This is a genomic window from Caballeronia sp. LjRoot31 (assembly GCF_964253885.1).
Lineage (GTDB): Bacteria > Pseudomonadota > Gammaproteobacteria > Burkholderiales > Burkholderiaceae > Caballeronia.
The window spans coordinates 2336757-2353538 of sequence record NZ_CAXURX020000002.1 but is presented as its reverse complement, the minus strand read 5'-3'; the positions used below and the strand labels follow the sequence as shown (position 1 = coordinate 2353538).

Here is a 16782-nt window from a genome sequence, read left to right as displayed (position 1 = left end):
GCTGGAGTCAGGAGAATTTTGGGAAAGCATACTCATGACGGTGAAGCTCGTCTACAGGTGCGCACTCACCCTGTAGTGGTGAAGCGGATGTCACGCGCAAAACTCACTGAGGTGCGCTCCTGAAAACTCTCACCTTCACCGTCACGCCTCATCTCATTTATGCCCCGTGCCATGCGGGTAAACGAATTGAGCGCTTGCGGATTCAAATCGAACCGCTTCAAGCCCGATCCCGTATCTTCTCACCTGAAATTTTTTTACGCGCCCCTGTGGTTTTTACGAAATTTTCCCGGAAGGCGAAAATTCGTGAAAGCGCGGAGAAATTGCTGTAAACGTCGAGTTATCAAGGCTTTAACCCTCGATAGCACGCCAGATCCCGCTCAATTACTCCCGCAAAAGCTCACCTTTAACCTGCCGGGGAGCCCTATTCAGCCAAGTTGCAGCCTCAAAACAGGCTCTCGAACCTAGGATCCAGCCTCCCGCATAACCTCACCTTTAGACTTTCCCACGGTCGACGGCATCGATACTTGCTCCTCACTGGCCCCCCGCAAACACTCACCTTTAGAGTCACAAGCGAACGATTTTCTGGATTTCAGCATCGTCGGGGCTCTCTTGGCACCTAAATTCGGCCAAATATAGTCCTGTAAAAGCTCACCTTTGCCATTTTTTCACGCGAAGGAGATAACGGCGAACAGCAGTTCACCACTCCCGAAAATGCTCACCTTTGCTGCGATATGCGCGCACTCGGCGCACATAAAATCCTTTTAAATCATGTGCTTAATATAATATTGGTCGATAAGGTGTCTTCCGAGGAGGATCTTCATGCCTTAAGATCGAGACCATATTGTCCCGAAAAGCCTCACCTTTGGAGTTCGACAGAGCTGTCAGTACGATCCTCGACGAACCAAAAACTGCTCCCGAAAACTCTCACCTCCGGTCCGGTTTTGCAGAAATATCCCTTAAAACCAGTGGGATCGGCAAAGTAGGCAGGTCGAAATACCGCCGCGCAGTTCTCCCGTATTTCCTCACCGTTGCGGTTTGCGCGCCTCGCAAACCGGGGATTCTGAGCTGCTCGCACCCGCATAGTCTCACCCTGGACTTGGTTTGACCCCTGTAAAACCTCACCTACAGGTAATAATTACCTTTTTCCTATTGGAATTTTCGCATTTTCTGTATCCTGCAAACGCTCACTGCAGAAATTGGCGGGTCGACGTGTGCTGTGCCGCCGCATATGGACGATAGCCGCGGCAGCCCCTGTATTTCCTCACCTTCCCAAAACACCCGCCTCCCGAACTCGCTCACGCTTGCTCCCGTGACTCCTCACGCTGGCCCCCGAACCTATACACCGATAGCCCCCGTGTTATCTCACCTACTATCCCGCAGACCCTCACCGACCCGCCCGGAAAGCCTTATCTGGTAAGGCTTTGCCGTGGCGTTAACGTCTTTAACTAGGGTTCAAAGGTGTTTACTTCTAATACTCTCAAGCAAGCGAGAGATCCAAGGAAGAGAATCGTGAAACAAAAACTCCGTGGAACATCTGCAGAAATGGTCAAGTCGGAAAAAGATGCTAGTAATCAATAGCTTGACGGATTAACCTCGACATGTTTCACGGATGCCACTGCGATCGATACGTGATATAGGCTATTTAGATAAAAAGAGAGTAGCTCCAAGCGTTAGCCCACGTGCTCAATCTAAATATGTAGCATTTGATACGTAAAGTATTATTATACGAACGAATTTGACTTGGAGCTTCGTATGAACGATGCAGAACGCCTTGCACTGCGGGCTGAACTCGCGACGATGCGGACCAACGGTGCCCGTCGACAAGATCTATCGCAGCATGCCTGCAAGCGGCTTTTCTTCGATTTCGGCATTCGCCCATCAATGGCCACGGTCAGAGATCTCACGCAAACCGGTAGCGCCAGCGATATCCCAAAGGATATCGACGCATTCTGGGCTCGGATCCGATCCGCGTCGCGCGTTCGGATCGAAAGTGGAGCGATTCCAGAAGGACTGCAGGAACGAGCCGGTGAATTGCTCGGGCAGCTTTTCCTGGAAGCGCAGGAATTTGCAATTCGATCGCTCGAAGATGAGCGCCATGCCGCGAAAGATGACGTCGATGCTGCGCTAAGCCGGCTTCGCGACGCAGAAGTACGTTGTGCGACGGTCGATGAGGCGCTTCACCGCAGCGAGGCACGCGCCGATACTGCGTTAGCACGCAATTCCGCGCTGGAGATCGAATTAGCATCCCTTCGTGGCCGCGAACTGGAGGCACAAAGCAGTTTGCAGGCGTCGATTCATCGGTTGGAACGGGAACACGCCGCGTTGACTCAGCGGCTCGAAACAGAGCAAACGGCTAACGCCGCGCTGCGCGATCGTGTGGATGCGTTGAACGGTGAACTGCGACACAACACCGAGCATTATGCGCAACAGATCAAGGATGCAATCAGCGAGGCCGAGCGGCGAGTGAAGCCCATGCTCGTGGAGCTTGATTCCTTGCGTGGCATGGCGGCAACCTACCAAGCGGGAGTGCGTCAGGCAAGCCAGAAGGAATTCGATTTTATTCAACAACTTAGCATCGCCAAGGCACGCGCGGATCGGCTAGAGCTGCGAATTCGCGAGCAATCGGACGAGATCGACGCGCTGGCCATCGAACGTGACGCGTTGCTCGGACAAAACGGAATGAGTGAAAACGTCGCCCGGCTAATCTGCACGATGGTTGAGGCAGGACGGCTATCCGTGCAGGAAATGGGGACGTTGGGAACGGACATCGATGGTTTTGTCGCAGTGCCGGCCTGCTGCCCCACGTGTGTCACCGGCGAGCCTGAACTTGCCCAGCACGATGATAAGTTTGAGTTGTCCTGTCCGGATTGCGATCGGTCGTCGGGCGCCGCGTCGTCACGGTTGCTCGCGGTAGCCCGATTTCACTCGCCGGAGATTGCCGAGGCCGGAGAACAAACCGAGAGGTGAGATTTTTCGGGAGCGGAACGCTACTCGAATTCGTGGCTTTCCTCGCCGCCGCTTTCTTGCGCCTCCGCCAAATCCCGCTCCCGTATTTCCTCACCGGTCCAGTTTTGCCATGCTCGATGCAGCCGGTGCGCCGAGATTTGTTGCTGGAAACCTAACCATTGCCCGACTCGCTCGGGCGCTGTGCCACTTTCGAACAAGTCGGCTGCGAAGGTATTGCGCAAGGTTTGCGGACTGGCGCGTGCCGTTCGTGAATCGGCAATGCCGGCGGCGTCGATCACGGCATCGATCGCGCGCAGCATGGTGGCCTTGTGCATCGGGCGTCCCGATGGCGCGGACGGGAACAGCAGGTTGCCGAGTAATCGCACTGTCTTGCGCTCGCTGATCCAATGGTCGAGTAACGCGATCGCAAACGGTGCGAGCCGGGTTTCTCGATTTAAAGGGGAGTTCGTAGCCTCGACAGCAAGCCATGGCTGATTCCATGAATAGCTACTAACGGTCAACGCTGCTGCTTCACCCGTTTTTACCCCGCCGCCCAGGAATGCGCCGACCAGCGCACGATCGCGGCGCTCTCGCCAGCGCTGCCCCGCCGGTAGATCGCCGATTGGAGAAAAAAGATACCTGATCAGGGCCGCTCGTTCACCGTGGGCGAGAAATCCTGTTGGCTCGTTTTCACGCGCGTCTCGCCATGGAGCCTCGCCGTCCTGGGCAATGAAGCGAGCTGGATTCGTCGATGCCATTTCGATCTTGCGGACATGGTCGAGTACTCGCTCGATAAGGCGCAGATAGCGAACGCGCTGTGGCTTTCGAATCTTTAATTGGGTGACGAACTGTTCGATGGCAAGTCGATCAACCGTGCGGAGATCGATTCGTTTAACGCTCAGCCATTCGAGGAAGAGCCCCCATTGCGCCCGGTAGACATCCGCGGAAGACGCTTTGAACGCTTGATGGGCCATCCAGGAATCGAACGCGCTACGCGGATCGGCGTACCAATTGGTGCGCTCATGATCGAAAATTTCGTGAGTTTCCGCAGGAGCGGCCATTGGCTTGAGAATCCGTTAGTTGTAAAACGCGTACGCTAGAGATTACGCGAAAGCGGCCGGCGATGTTGAGGTTCAGCTTTCATCCATGTGTCGGCCGCAAGTTCAAAGCCGTATTGCCAGGTGCTCGCGGCGATGGGGATTTCATGACGGTGCGTGTTGACCCGCGCCGGTAACACAAGGAACTCTGGCGGCGGGCATTCTGGTTTGCTCGCGGCATGACATGCGACGCAACGTTTTTGGATCTGGCTACAAACTCGAATCGCGGTTGAAACAGTAACGGCCGCCGCTGGTTTCCCGGCGGCTATGCTTCCAATTCGCGCACCCTCGAGTTCATATCTCAATGGACCACGGCTTTTGCCAGTTCAGGGTGTCCAGCACGGGCGGCGCAGTCGTAGGCATCGACGGCAAATACAAACACCGGCGGTAAAGCATTTGACGCCCCGAGATCGACAAGATCATCCGTTTCGGGAAAAGTCATGTCGTCCGGGCGCGCAAAGAGCGCGCGGAGTGCGGACTCATGTCGGCCTGCAAAACCGAGATCGGCGAGCGCTTCCGCTTCAATGGCGAGCAGTAACCGCCAAGTCAAAGGAACACCTTGCACGATGTAGCGCTCCGCTATATCGCGCGTAATCCGCTCAAGGTCGCGCACTGTACGTGCGAATTCGGGGGTGTCCATACGATCTTCGTCGAAGTCCATTGTGTTCTCCTCCATTCATGCCATTGCGCCAAGATGTGTACTGTACAAACATACAGTGTTTATCGCAATGTTCCTCTAGCGTCGCGCTGAGTGCTCCGCGCGTATGTGCGATTCCGCCTACGTGGGAATCAGACGTGTGCGGCTGTTCTGCTGCGTTCGAAATCGCCATTCTGATTACACGTTCAGGGCGCTTTCCCTGACATGACGCCGCGAATCTCAGGAGATCGGGATTTCGCGCTTCGATACGAAAGGAGATCAAGATGAACAAGGATCAGAAAGACGGCGTGGTGAATCAGGCCAAGGGCAAAGTCAACGAGGCGGTCGGCAAGGTAACCGGCAACAAGAGCCGGGAAGCAAAGGGCGATATGCAACAGGCAGCCGGTAAGGTGCAAAAAGGCGTCGGCGATGCACGCGAAGACGTAAAGGACGCGTTCAAAAAACCTTGATGGATCACTTCGGGCAGTGGCGGGTAGCTGGTCGCGCGATGCATTAACAACTGCCGCCTTTAAAAGTGATTGGCCGTTCTAAAGCGATTTGGAACGGCTTCTTTTTGTTTACTTCGTCGCGATGACCGTTGCGCATGCCAGGACTGACCGTTATCGACAGCCGGCTTGCTGAATTCTCCATCAGTTTGGGGACCATCCGGCCAAGCTTGGATGGCTTACCTAGCTTCTTGTACTAATCGGGTTGGAAAGCTGAACTTTGCGTAAGCGCCGGTTTTTGAAGCCAAGCGCTTTTGCCTGTTGGGTCCCCTCCTTGATGCGCAGCCGGAAAACTTTATGCGCATCAAGTTCCGGCCACCCTTGACACCTGCCGCGCCGAAATCCATGTGACTTGGGATCGCGCTAATTGAAAACGACTAATCTCCCGTCCCATCAGCCAACACTCTGCGGGCCATCTAGCGTCGAGAACTACGAATCGACAAAAGGATATGGTCCAGCTATCAAGTCATTAAAAAGCCGGAAGATTTCAGTTAATTATCAAATCCACACGCGCTCTGAATTCCCGAAATCTCGTTCCCCAATTTCACACAAATGCCCACGACGTTCATGTAAAGTTTCGCTCGAACTTCATATAAAAAGGCGTGGTCGGCGAGACCGCGACGGCAGAACGCACAGGTTTGAGCCGAATGAAAACGTCAGCAACCGTCTTAAAAAAGATCCGTGTCCCCCTACTGCTGGCGGCCCTGATGGCATTAGGTGCGACATCGAACGTCTCGGCAGCCGAAGTTTGCAATGACGGCTTATGGGCTGACGCGATGATCGGTTCATATCACGTTCATCCCAAAAAACACTTTGATCAATTCAACCCCGGCATTGGTGTTGAATGCTGGATTGACCCACAGTGGGCGCTGGCAGGCGGGTACTTCAGAAACTCGCTGACGGCGCCTTCGTTTTATGGCGGCGGCGTTTGGGCGCCGGAATTCGCGCATTGGGGATACATCCGACTGGCCGCAATGGGCGGCTTGATATCGGGATATGACTACGGCAAATGGGGTATCGGCCACGATCACAAACTGGGTCCGGTCCTCGCGCCGCTCATCATGGCGGAGTACGGTCGTATTGGCGCGAACATCATCCTGATTCCGCCGATCCCCTCTAGCGATTTGCCCTTTACGCTGGGGTTTCAGCTACGAGTCAGGTTTTGGTGACAACTCCCGGCGGGCGTTGAAACGCTAGTCGTGCTTCATTCGAGATTGCACGGTAAGGAGAATCGTAGACGGGTCGCGTGGTTTGTTCTCAAGCGCCTCAAGGTATTCCATCGACTCTGCCAATCTCGGCGTGTCGACGCTCGCCCCTTCGCCGCATATATCGTGATTCCTCATCTAATATGGACTCCGGATTAAAAATCTGCCCCACAAAAAGGCACCGAGACTCATTGGCTGACCTGGCTTCAGATGTTTCCCGAACAGCTCCCGTATCAGCTCACCTTAAGAAAGCCGCAAGCCCCTACATTGCCGAGCTCGGGCCTGAGTCCAGCGGACATCGCGGGGGAGCCATACCGTGGCGACCGCCACACAAGCCCGTAAATAATTTGCCTTATGGTCTCGACCGCGTGCGCTGATGACCGTTGTCTTACGCGGAGCAAAGGTGGTTTTGTCTGCTCGCAAGTAGTCGGTCACACTACTTACTGACGGGTCGCTCTGGAAGACAAAACCCGACACCCGACTCCAAGCCCGCCAACGCACTAAACCCCACGCTTTGAGCGCGTCTTGCGCACGACCCTATCGTCTACTATGATGGACAATATGACATCATCAATAGACGACACTGGACCTCGCATCGCTCGCCGTATTCGGCTTGAGCGAAATGCGCGCGCATGGTCATTGGCGGATCTGGCCGAATTCTCCGGGGTCGCCAAGGCAACCATCAGCAAGATTGAACGCGAGGAAATAAGCCCCACCGCGGTCACGCTGGTGCGACTGGCCGGGGCCTTCGACTTGACGCTCGCGGGCCTTTTGGTGAGGGCAGAAGGCAATAGAGACCGCTTGTCGCGGGCCGTCGATCAACCGCTCTGGCGCGATCCCAAGACAGGCTATCTCCGCAAGCAGGTGTTCAACAATCCGGACCACCCGGTGGAGATCGTTCAGGTTGATCTGCCGGCAGGACGACAGGTGGTGTTACCGCCATCGTCTTATGCCCATATCCGTCAGGTTGTTTGGGTGTTAGTGGGCGATCTCGTGATCCTGGAAGGCGGGGGGCGGTACGCTCTGAGCGCCGGCGACTGCCTGGGATTCGGTCCGCCTTCCGAGGTAACCCTGGCTAACGAGACTGCCTCGACCTGTACCTACCTCGTTGTTCTCGCCCGGACTTAGCCGTCATGTCAAACATTGAAATCAGTGAACTAAGCGCCTCGCCGATGATCCGCGCGATGCTCAGTGGACTCTTGATCGAGGCTGTTGCAAACGGCGGTTCGGTCAGCTTCATGCATCCGCTGCGGCCTGAAGCAGCAGAAGCGTTCTGGTCCAATGCGCTGGCTGCCGCAACTCGCGGCGAACGAATGGTTCTGGGTGCATGGGACGGTGAGAGACTGGTCGGAACCGTCACCCTGTTGCTCGACTGTCCGCCCAACCAGCCGCACCGTGCGGAAATCGCCAAACTGATGACCTGTCTCAGCCATCGCGGGCGAGGGGTGGCGGCGTCGTTGATGCAGGCGGCCGAGAATCTGGCCGTGAAACGGGGACGCACGCTGCTGGTCCTGGATACCGCGACCGATGGCGGAGCGTCGACGCTCTACGAGCGTCTCGGGTTCACTCTTACGGGGGAGATTCCAGACTATGCGCTCAAGCCGCATGGAGGGCTGACCGGGACCAAGATTTATTGGAAGCGAATTGGCCCGCGCGTCCCGACCAAGGATTGATCGGCTCGGCGAGGCTTGATTGTCGACCAACCGGCCTGCTGATTTTGACTTTCTGTTTTAACCGTTGAACCGAATTTTCTGACCCCTCTGTTTGAACGCCCGATGCGTCCACGCGCTGGAGCCAGTTTCAATTCGGATTACAGACTATATCGTAGCGACGTTCAACCTCCTCCGCGGTTTGATCGTCGCTGTCGTCTTTTGAGCTTTCTGAAAACTGCATCGGTGACCTGAAGGCTAGCCCTCAAAGCACTTACGGTTTTATATTTGCCTGCTCTATCCGGTTATGCACTTCGCGCGTCAATGCCTCGATACGTTCGCTCATTTGCTTCGTGATCTCGGTCAATTTGGTATTTTGCTCAAGCAAGGCAACGAGCTGATCGGTCTGTCGAGCCGCTTGCAACTGGCGTTCCTCATTCGCTGAGGCGAGGTCTTCACGATGCCGCGCATCGGCGTCGGAATTGACCTTGTCGCGATCTGCTTGTCGCGTTTGCGCAAGCAGAATTAACGGCGCGGCGTAAGCGGCCTGGAGACTAAAGGCAAGGTTTAGAAGAATGAAAGGATAAACGTCGAACTTTGTCAGGCCGGCGACGTTGATGCCAATCCAGGCTGCAACAATAATCGTCTGCCCGACGAGGAAAGTCGGTGTTCCGAAGAAACGCGCAAAACGCTCGGCTTTTAGCGCGAACCAGTCGTCACCGAACACTGACGAAAGGTGTACGTATGGCAGATGAAAACGTAAGTGGTGGTGTTTGTCTTTGCGCTGTTCGTCGCGCGGAATGGGGCTATTCATGTTTTGCTCTCTCGCTTGGCGATTAACGGAAATGTGTCGATGTTATACACAGTCCGCGCAAGCGTTGCAGTCATGAAAAAGACTTGCCCGTAGCAGATCGCAGCCTAACGCGGCTTAACGCGGCTTATCCAAACAATGCGGGAGGCGGGTGGCGTTGCCTTATCGACGCTTGGGTGAGGTTATTCGGGAGCGTTGTACATTGGGCGGATAAGGGCCGCGAAAGACACGAGCACCGTTGTCATGAAATGGCGAAGCCAGCAAGCGGTAGTGCTGGCTTCGCCTCGGACCTGAGCCAAGAAAACCGTACGTTGATAAGTAGAGCGTACGGATGGACTACTTAGACCAAGCGATCAACGTTGACTTCAGCGCAGAACCTTGCCGATCTCAAAGTGGAAATCGGCAATACCATCGACACCGCCAGCGACCTTATCGCCGGGCTTCAACGCCCCGACGCCCGCAGGCGTGCCGGTGAAAATCAGATCACCGGGCTTGATGACAACCGCTCTGGAAACCTGGCTGATGATGTCCGCAACCGGCCAGATCAAGTCGCCGAGATCACCCGTTTGCCGTGTCTCGCCATTGACCGACAACCAGATGTGGCCACTTTCCGGATGACCGATTTCCGTCGCAGGACGGATAGCCGTGACCGGCGCGGATTCGTCGAAGGCCTTGGCCCAGTCCCACGGCCGGCTCATCTTCTTTGCGACCGCTTGCAGGTCGCGCCGCGTGAGGTCCACGCCAACGGAGTAGCCGAATATGTACGACAGTGCATCCTTCGGCTCGATTTCTCGTCCCTCTTTTCCGATGGCAATCACCATCTCTATCTCGTGATGCAGGTCCTCGGTGAGCATCGGGTATGCGAGTGTTCCCGTTGCGGGCACGACAGCGTCGGCGGGTTTCGTAAAGAAGAATGGCGGCTCGCGGTCAGGGTTGGCTCCCATCTCGCGCGCATGATCGGCGTAATTGCGCCCTACGCAAAAGACGCGGCGTACCGCGAAGGAGGCGTTCGAGCCGGCGACGGGCACAACGACAGTTTGAGGGGCGGGGAAGACGTATTCGGTCATATCGGCGAGCTCGAAGGTGGAGGTTGTTTGGCGCAGACCACTGCGACACCCCCCAACAATATGCCTCGGCTACCCTTCCATGCAGGACAAATCCGTCCTACGTCCTGGATTAAATTGCTCTATTCCAAGCCGCGCTAGTGAAAGGCTGCGCAAGAGCCTATAGCTCGAATTGCGACGCGCGATATTCTGTCGGCGATGCCCCAACCGCCTGCCGAAAGCGTCGGGTGAAATAAGCCTCGTCGCGAAAGCCGACCACGAATGCGATGTCCTTCACACGGCGGGTATCGTCTGCAAGCAATGCTTTCGCCCGGCTGATTCTTTGATCCGTTACCCATTGCACGAACGTCCTGCCAGTCTCCTTTTTCATCAGACGGGCTACATAGCCGGGAGTCAACGCCGCGGCGTGTGCGGCCGACCCCAGCGAAAGCGTGTCGTCTTCCAGGTGCTCCAGAACATGGCGTATCACTTTGCTGATGGAGTCGCGGCGGCTGACTGCGCGTTCGCCGAGCGCCGCCAGTTGCATAAGCGGCTCCCCATATCTTGCACAAACCAGTCCGATCAATTGCAGGAGGTAACCACGAAGCCGGCTGGTCGCGCCAAACCCGCGCGCACTATCTATCTCCATCATGAGGATAACGATGCGTTCGACTTCAGCCAGATCGGAGCCCGTCAGCTTGAAATCTGTTTCATCTTGGAAGCGAAAGGGTGCCAGCTCCGGAAACCGGATGATGGGAATACTGCCCAGGTCGATCCGGCCATCGACTGCATCGACATCCAGGCCAAGGAAGTCCAGCGCGAAATTGATCACGATGAACCGCGAGTGTTCAGGGTGCGGAATCATGTGCACCCGGTGAGGCGCGATGAACGCGATTGAACCGGTTGGGAACGGACGCGTTACGTCGCCGATCTGCTGCTTCGTGTCGCCGCCCAGATTGATCTGGATCTGGAAGTAGTCGTGCTTGTGCGGTTCTGTGATCGCCGAGCGCAAGGTCTGGTCGCGAATGTAGAAGTCGAGGCGATCGCTGCGCTCGGGCATCGCATAGGTCCGGGACGTACGTTTGGCGAGTGCGCTCATTGGCACCAACTCCTGTGCAGGTTCTGCAGAAAGGCTGACGTTCTCAACGGTTCATTGCTCGAGAGACGACGGAATGCCGCAATCGTGGGTAAGGAATGCGTGTTGGCCATCGTAAGGAAAATAGCGTTGGTTTGTCTTGGCCGGTCTGATCGGCGTCGGCTTAAGGCGCACCGAAGATCCGCGTCCGATACCAGTCCGATCCCCAAGAAACAAGCGTCAAGCATACCGCTTCGACCGACGAGCTGCCTTTAGCCCGCAGATGACGTGATCCGAAAGAATGCGGAAACCCAAAGGCCCCATGGACAGTAGGGTAGAAAATACGAATGCCCGGCAAGCGGTAACATCAACGTGACGTTTGAAGATTGGGCGTCGATTCGTCCGGCGTGATCGAGCGCGACGAAATTGCGAGTGTTACCCGGACACCACCTGCTGGGCATATGAATGGCCCACGTCACTGACACATAAGCGTTCTATGACCTCTGTTCTTCTACTCGAAAATATCCACGACACCGCTGTCGCTCGTTTCAGCGAAGCGAAACTGGAGGTCGAGCGCCGCGCGGGCGCGCTCGCCGGCATGGATTTAACGAGTGCACTTCAAGCGCATAACCTGGTCGGGATTCGTTCGGCAACGCATCTCGGGCGTGAGGAAATCGATGCCGCGCGTCATCTGCTCGCAATAGGCTGTTTCTGCATTGGCACGTCCCAGGTCGATCTGAACGCGGCCGCGAACGCAGGAATTCCTGTTTTCAACGCGCCGTTTTCGAACACACGCTCGGTCGCGGAACTGGTGATCGCCGAAGCTATCCTGCTGCTGCGCCGCGTGCCCGAGAAGAGCGTGCTGGCGCATGCCGGAACGTGGGCCAAGGGCGCAAGCGGATCGTTCGAGACGCGGGGGAAGACCATTGCGATAGTAGGGTATGGAAACATCGGCTCGCAGGTCGGCGTGCTTGCCGAAGCCATGGGAATGCGCGTGGTGTATTACGACGTGCAGGCGCGGCTCTCGCTGGGCTCCGCCCGTGCGGCACAATCGCTCGCCGACGCGGTCGCCCATGCCGACGTAGTGACGCTCCACGTGCCCGCAACGGCTCAGACGAGCCGCATGATCGACGAGACAACGCTCGCGTGCTTCAAACCCGGCGCGATCCTGATCAATGCATCGCGCGGTTCGGTGGTTGATATCGATGCACTCGCGCAAGCGCTGCAGGCGAAGCGGCTGGGTGGTGCTGCTATCGACGTATTCCCGGAGGAGCCCAAGACCAATGCGGATATCTTCAAGAGCGTGCTTCAGCATTTGCCGAACGTGATCCTGACACCTCATGTGGGTGGCAGCACGGAGGAAGCACAAGAGAACATCGGGACCGAAGTCGCGACGAAACTCATTTCGTTTTTAACGACCGGCGACACCGTGGGTTCGGTCAATTTTCCGCATGTCAATCCGGGGCCGCTGGACGCGCCCGCGCGTCTGCTCAACGTCCACGGCAATGCGCCTGGTGCGCTGGCGACGCTCAACACGCGGCTTGCTGGGGAGGGGGCCAATATCGTCGCTCAGCATCTGCAGACGCAGGGCGAGACCGGCTACGTGGTAACGGACCTGGATAGAACGCCATCCAGCGAGTTGATACAGATGCTGGCGCGCGAACCTGGCTTTATCCGAACGCGCTTGCTGGTCAAATAATCCGGCGTCATGCAAGGGACCTGCGTTCTGCCGGGCAGCAGGCGCCGGTCCCGTCCAAGTGCATCATCAATGCCAAGATCGGCCGCGTGAAGGTGAGAATGACCACGCTTCGTGTCGATAAGCGTCGGGGTGTTTAGCTTATTGCACAGGGTCGCCCGACACGATGTGACTTAAAATCAGATTGGCGCATCACGCCAAAGCGCACCAAAGAGTTAGGCTTACTAATAATCCGTGCATGTGCCGGGCAGCCACGACCTGATACGATTTGCCATCGGCCAACGCGTCAAGAGATTGCGTAATTGGGCGCGGATGTTTCAAAAAATAAAAAGGCGAACATCTTGCCCGGGTGCGCAACGAAGGACGAACCGCTCGCAGAGACGAGCGGTCCGGAATACCCTCACCAATAACCGTCAGATCGCCTTACCCGTTGCGGGCCTGCCATCGGTGGATGTTGCGCGGTCCTCGGCGCCGTGACGCAATCGCAGGCTGCATAGTGCTGCAATGAAAAGCGCTACGGCGAGGATCACCAGGCCGTTCATGGGGTTGCCGGTCGACTGCTCGATCAGTCCCATGACCGTCGGTCCCACGAAGCCGCCCAGCAGGCCGCATGAGTTGACCAGTGCGAGCCCGCCGGCCAGTGCCGGGCCGTTGAAGCGCGACGACGGAAACGTGAAGATGATCGACTGCACCACAAAAAACATGAACGCGGATACGCACACGCCGAGCAGTCCGATGACCGGCGTCGAATACGCGGCGATCACGAGGCCAGCCGCCATCACGATCAGCCCGCCGGTCAGGATCTGCCGGCTGCGGGAAGACGTGCTGGCGAAGCGTGGAACGGTGGCGGCGCCGATAGCCGCGGCGATCCATGGCAAGGCCGTCAGCACGCCGATAGCGAAGGGCGAAAAATGCCCCGACGCGCCAATGATGCCTGGCAAAAAGAAGATCGTCGTGTAGATGGTGAGCTGGTGGCAGAAGTACACGAAGATCGCGAGCCACACTTGTTTGTCGCCGATCACGCTGCGCAGCGAGTGGCTACCGCGGCCACCGCTTGCCTGGCTTTCGCGTTCAGCCGCGAGGCGGCGTTCGAGCCCTTCAGCCTGTTCCTTCGATAACCATCGTGCCGACGCAGGTCCATCCGGCAACACCTTCCACACGACGAATGCCAGCAATACCGCAGGCAGCCCTTCGACAACGAATAACCACTGCCAGCCGTGCCATCCGAGCAGGCCGTCGAGCTCGAGCAACGCACCGCCAAGCGGTCCGCCGACAATGTTGGCCAGACACACGCCGAGCAGGAAATAGCCCGTGGCGCGCGCCCGTTCCTCGCGATTGAACCAGTAGGTGAGGTACAGCATCACGCCGGGAAACAAACCGGCTTCGGCGGCGCCGAGCAGCAAGCGCAGCACATAGAACGATGTTTCCCCGCGCACGAACGCCATTGCGATGGAGAGCAGGCCCCAGGTGATCATGATCCGCGTGATCCACATGCGTGCGCCGACCCGATGCATGATCAGATTGCTCGGGATTTCGAGGAGCGCATACGACAGGAAAAACAATCCTGCACCGAGCCCGTAGGCGGCAGCGGACACGCCCAGATCCACGCTCATTGAATGCTTGGCGAGCGCGATATTCGTACGATCGAGAAAGCTGATCACATAGACGATAACGAGCAGCGGCATCAGCTTGCGGATCATCAACTGCGTGACGGCCGCGTGCGCGAGCGGCGTGGCGGACTGCGATTTTGCTAGAGGTCTTGACATGGAAAACTCCGATCAGGATCGACGGAACGCCAGGCGTCCAGTGAACAAGCGTTGAGCGCCTGGGGTGCATGGGGCGTGCACACCTGGACATCGGCGAAGCGGCCGCTTGTTGCCAATGCCGCCGCTTCCGGTGCCGCTGATGTTCTTTCCTTCGATCCGCATCGTCTTTGTCTCCTGCTGATTTTTTTGTTGTGAAAGTGAAAAGGCCGGTGAAACCCGGCTCAGAAATTCACGTTGTCGGCGCCCTTGAGTCCGAGCATGGCGCGCGCTTCCTGCGGCGTAGCGACCTCGAGCGACAGCCCTTCAATCACCTGCCGGATCTTGCGCACTTGTGCCGCGCTCGATTCAGCCAGCTGGCCGGGCCCGATCCACAGCGAATCCTCAAGGCCCACGCGAACGTTCGCGCCTTGCGCCACGCCTAACGTCGCAAGCGGAATCTGGTTGCGGCCGGCGCCGAGAATCGACCAGACGTAATCCTTGCCGAACAGCCGGTCGGCGGTGCGGCGCATATGCATCAGGTCTTCCGGATGAGCCCCGATACCGCCGAGCAAGCCGAATACGCTCTGGATAAAGAACGGCGGTTTGGCGAGCTGGCGTTCGACGAAATGGGCCAGGTTGTACAGATGCGAAATGTCGTAGCACTCGAACTCGAAGCGGGTGCCGTTCGCGCCGCACGAAGTCAGGATGAACTCGATGTCCTTGAACGTATTCTTGAAGACCAGGTCGCGGCTGTTGGCGAGATGTTCGCGTTCCCAATCGTGCTTGAGGTCCTTGAAGCGGTCGAGCATCGGATACAGGCCGAAGTTCATCGAGCCCATGTTCAGCGACGCTATTTCCGGCTTGAAATGATGGGCGGGGCGAAGCCGTTCCGCCACGGTCATATGCGGACTGCCACCGCTTGTCAGGTTGATGACCGCGTCGGTGTTGGCCTTGATGCGCGGCAAGAACTCCGAGAACACGGCCGGGTCTTGCGTCGGCCGGCCGTCCTTCGGATCGCGAGCGTGCAGATGCAGGATTGCGGCGCCGGCTTCTGCGGCGGCGAGCGCGGCATCGCCAATTTCCTGCGGCGTGACCGGCAGGTAGGGCGACATCGACGGCGTATGGATGGCGCCTGTCGGCGCGCAGGTAATGATGACTTTGCGGGTTGAGGCCACGGTGAATTCCTTCAAGAATGGGAGAGCGAGAAAGCGTGTCAGAGCACTTCGACGTTGCCGCACACGGAGATCGACTGGCCGGAGATGCCGCTACCGCCCGGCGAACACAGGAACAGCGCGGTTGCCGCGATTTCTTCTTGCGTCGTCATGCGTCGCAACGAGATTTTTTCCAGATACTTCGCTTCCATCTCGGGGTAGGACAAGCCGAGCTGCTCGGCGCGAGCGGCAATCACGCGCTCCATGCGCGGCCCGCGCACAATGCCCGGCTGGATTGCGTTGACGCGAATGCCGTGCGGTCCCAGTTCGATCGCAAGGCTCTTGGTGAGGCCGATCAGCGCCCACTTGGTGGTGGAATAGGGCGTACGGAATGCATAACCGAGTCTTCCCGCCACGGAAGACATCGCGATGATCGCGCCGCCGTGCGTGGACTTCTTGAGCAGCGGCACTGCGAGGCGCGCGAAGTAAAACTGCGCGTTGAGGTTGATCGCGACGGTCTGCTCCCACTGCTCCACATCCATCTCATCGATACCGCCAGTCGGGCCTGCGATCCCCGCGTTATTGAGCAGCACATCGAGGCCGCCGAGCTTGCTTTCCACGTCGGCGAATACGCGGGCGACAGCGGTTTTATCGGAGACGTCACCGAGCGTGGTGGAGATGGCTTCATTGGCCCGGTCCGAACGCAACGCGTCGAGCGCCTGCTGGCTTGCGTCGCAGACGTGCACGCGGGCGCCCGCTTCGGCGAACGCTCGGGCGATGACAAGGCCGATGCCTGAACCGCCGCCGGTCACCAATACACGCAAGTCCGAACGCGGTTGAAGCATGTTTAAAACGCTCATTGTTTTTCCTCTTCAGTCATGGTTCGGGCAACGTCAGGCCGCCTGACGTTGCCCCACTTGATTAGTGATCCTGATAGTTAAGCGAACTGCGCTGCGCTCCTGGGCAGCCCACATTCACGGCGAGGATGCGCCTGCGCGCCGTATCGTCGATAAAGCTAGTTGTGATGTGTGATCACACTTTCAGGCAAGTTTGGTCGCTGCCGGGAAGAATGTCAACGCGCAGTGACATAGGGAAAACGCGGAAGGAAGCAGGAAGGGAAGTCCCTGCGAGTCGCATGGTTGCGTGGTCCGATGGGCTGAATCGATCGGTTATATTCGTTACGGCGCCTAAGGCAGCCTTTTAATGTGGTCTCCAGGCAGC

General features: G+C 57.5%; 14 protein-coding genes. 6 read left to right on the top strand and 8 right to left on the bottom strand.

Annotation, left to right across the window (positions count from 1 at the left end; genetic code table 11):
• The first annotated feature begins 1752 nt into the window (after positions 1-1752).
• Positions 1753-2967: a DNA-binding protein gene (locus ACSQ8V_RS28780; protein WP_436207957.1), complete on the top strand. Its 1215-nt coding sequence runs from the start codon at positions 1753-1755 to the stop codon at positions 2965-2967.
• Positions 2968-2987: 20 nt separating this feature from the next.
• Here ACSQ8V_RS28780 and ACSQ8V_RS28775 read toward each other — a convergent pair whose 3' ends face one another.
• Together ACSQ8V_RS28775 and ACSQ8V_RS28770 are read right to left on the bottom strand one after the other, a co-directional pair.
• Complete coding sequence (locus tag ACSQ8V_RS28775; protein WP_436207956.1) at positions 2988-4007, bottom strand: tyrosine-type recombinase/integrase; 1020 nt, start codon at positions 4005-4007, stop codon at positions 2988-2990.
• Positions 4008-4344: 337 nt separating this feature from the next.
• Positions 4345-4704, bottom strand: a complete 360-nt coding sequence (locus ACSQ8V_RS28770; protein ID WP_436207955.1) for a DUF2471 family protein — start codon at positions 4702-4704, stop codon at positions 4345-4347.
• A 260-nt stretch (positions 4705-4964) separates the two neighbouring features.
• Here ACSQ8V_RS28770 and ACSQ8V_RS28765 point away from each other — a divergent pair, with 260 nt between their 5' ends.
• From ACSQ8V_RS28765 to ACSQ8V_RS28750, 4 genes are all read left to right on the top strand, one after another.
• Positions 4965-5150: a CsbD family protein gene (locus ACSQ8V_RS28765; protein ID WP_436207954.1), complete on the top strand. Its 186-nt coding sequence runs from the start codon at positions 4965-4967 to the stop codon at positions 5148-5150.
• 743 nt (positions 5151-5893) lie between these two features.
• A complete protein-coding gene (locus ACSQ8V_RS28760) occupies positions 5894-6355 on the top strand; it encodes a hypothetical protein (RefSeq protein ID WP_436208029.1) in 462 nt (153 codons plus the stop codon).
• Positions 6356-6952: 597 nt separating this feature from the next.
• Positions 6953-7519, top strand: coding sequence for a helix-turn-helix domain-containing protein (locus tag ACSQ8V_RS28755; RefSeq protein WP_436207953.1), 567 nt, complete (start codon positions 6953-6955; stop codon positions 7517-7519).
• A gap of 5 nt (positions 7520-7524) precedes the next feature.
• Positions 7525-8064: a GNAT family N-acetyltransferase gene (locus ACSQ8V_RS28750; RefSeq protein WP_436207952.1), complete on the top strand. Its 540-nt coding sequence runs from the start codon at positions 7525-7527 to the stop codon at positions 8062-8064.
• A gap of 250 nt (positions 8065-8314) precedes the next feature.
• Here ACSQ8V_RS28750 and ACSQ8V_RS28745 read toward each other — a convergent pair whose 3' ends face one another.
• The 3 genes from ACSQ8V_RS28745 to ACSQ8V_RS28735 all read right to left on the bottom strand — a co-directional run bounded on the left by ACSQ8V_RS28745 (position 8315) and on the right by ACSQ8V_RS28735 (position 10993).
• Positions 8315-8854, bottom strand: a complete 540-nt coding sequence (locus ACSQ8V_RS28745; protein WP_213764322.1) for a DUF1003 domain-containing protein — start codon at positions 8852-8854, stop codon at positions 8315-8317.
• 362 nt (positions 8855-9216) lie between these two features.
• Positions 9217-9918 (bottom strand): fumarylacetoacetate hydrolase family protein, encoded by a 702-nt coding sequence (locus ACSQ8V_RS28740; protein WP_436207951.1) that lies wholly within the window; start codon positions 9916-9918, stop codon positions 9217-9219.
• A gap of 157 nt (positions 9919-10075) precedes the next feature.
• Positions 10076-10993, bottom strand: coding sequence for an AraC family transcriptional regulator (locus tag ACSQ8V_RS28735; protein ID WP_436207950.1), 918 nt, complete (start codon positions 10991-10993; stop codon positions 10076-10078).
• Positions 10994-11447: 454 nt separating this feature from the next.
• On the opposite strand from ACSQ8V_RS28735, the gene serA reads away from it, so the two are divergent.
• Positions 11448-12668, top strand: a complete 1221-nt coding sequence (gene serA, locus ACSQ8V_RS28730) for a phosphoglycerate dehydrogenase (RefSeq protein ID WP_436208028.1) — start codon at positions 11448-11450, stop codon at positions 12666-12668.
• 410 nt (positions 12669-13078) lie between these two features.
• Here the strand turns inward: serA and ACSQ8V_RS28725 are convergent, their stop codons facing one another.
• The 3 genes from ACSQ8V_RS28725 to ACSQ8V_RS28715 form a co-directional block, all read right to left on the bottom strand.
• On the bottom strand, positions 13079-14431 hold the full coding sequence (locus tag ACSQ8V_RS28725) for an MFS transporter (protein WP_436207949.1): 1353 nt from the start codon (positions 14429-14431) through the stop codon (positions 13079-13081).
• A 221-nt stretch (positions 14432-14652) separates the two neighbouring features.
• Positions 14653-15585: a 3-keto-5-aminohexanoate cleavage protein gene (locus ACSQ8V_RS28720; RefSeq protein WP_213764318.1), complete on the bottom strand. Its 933-nt coding sequence runs from the start codon at positions 15583-15585 to the stop codon at positions 14653-14655.
• 38 nt (positions 15586-15623) lie between these two features.
• The gene (locus tag ACSQ8V_RS28715) at positions 15624-16421 is read right to left on the bottom strand and encodes an SDR family oxidoreductase (RefSeq protein WP_436207948.1); all 798 of its coding nucleotides are present in this window, start codon (positions 16419-16421) and stop codon (positions 15624-15626) included.
• Positions 16422-16782: the final 361 nt, after the last annotated feature.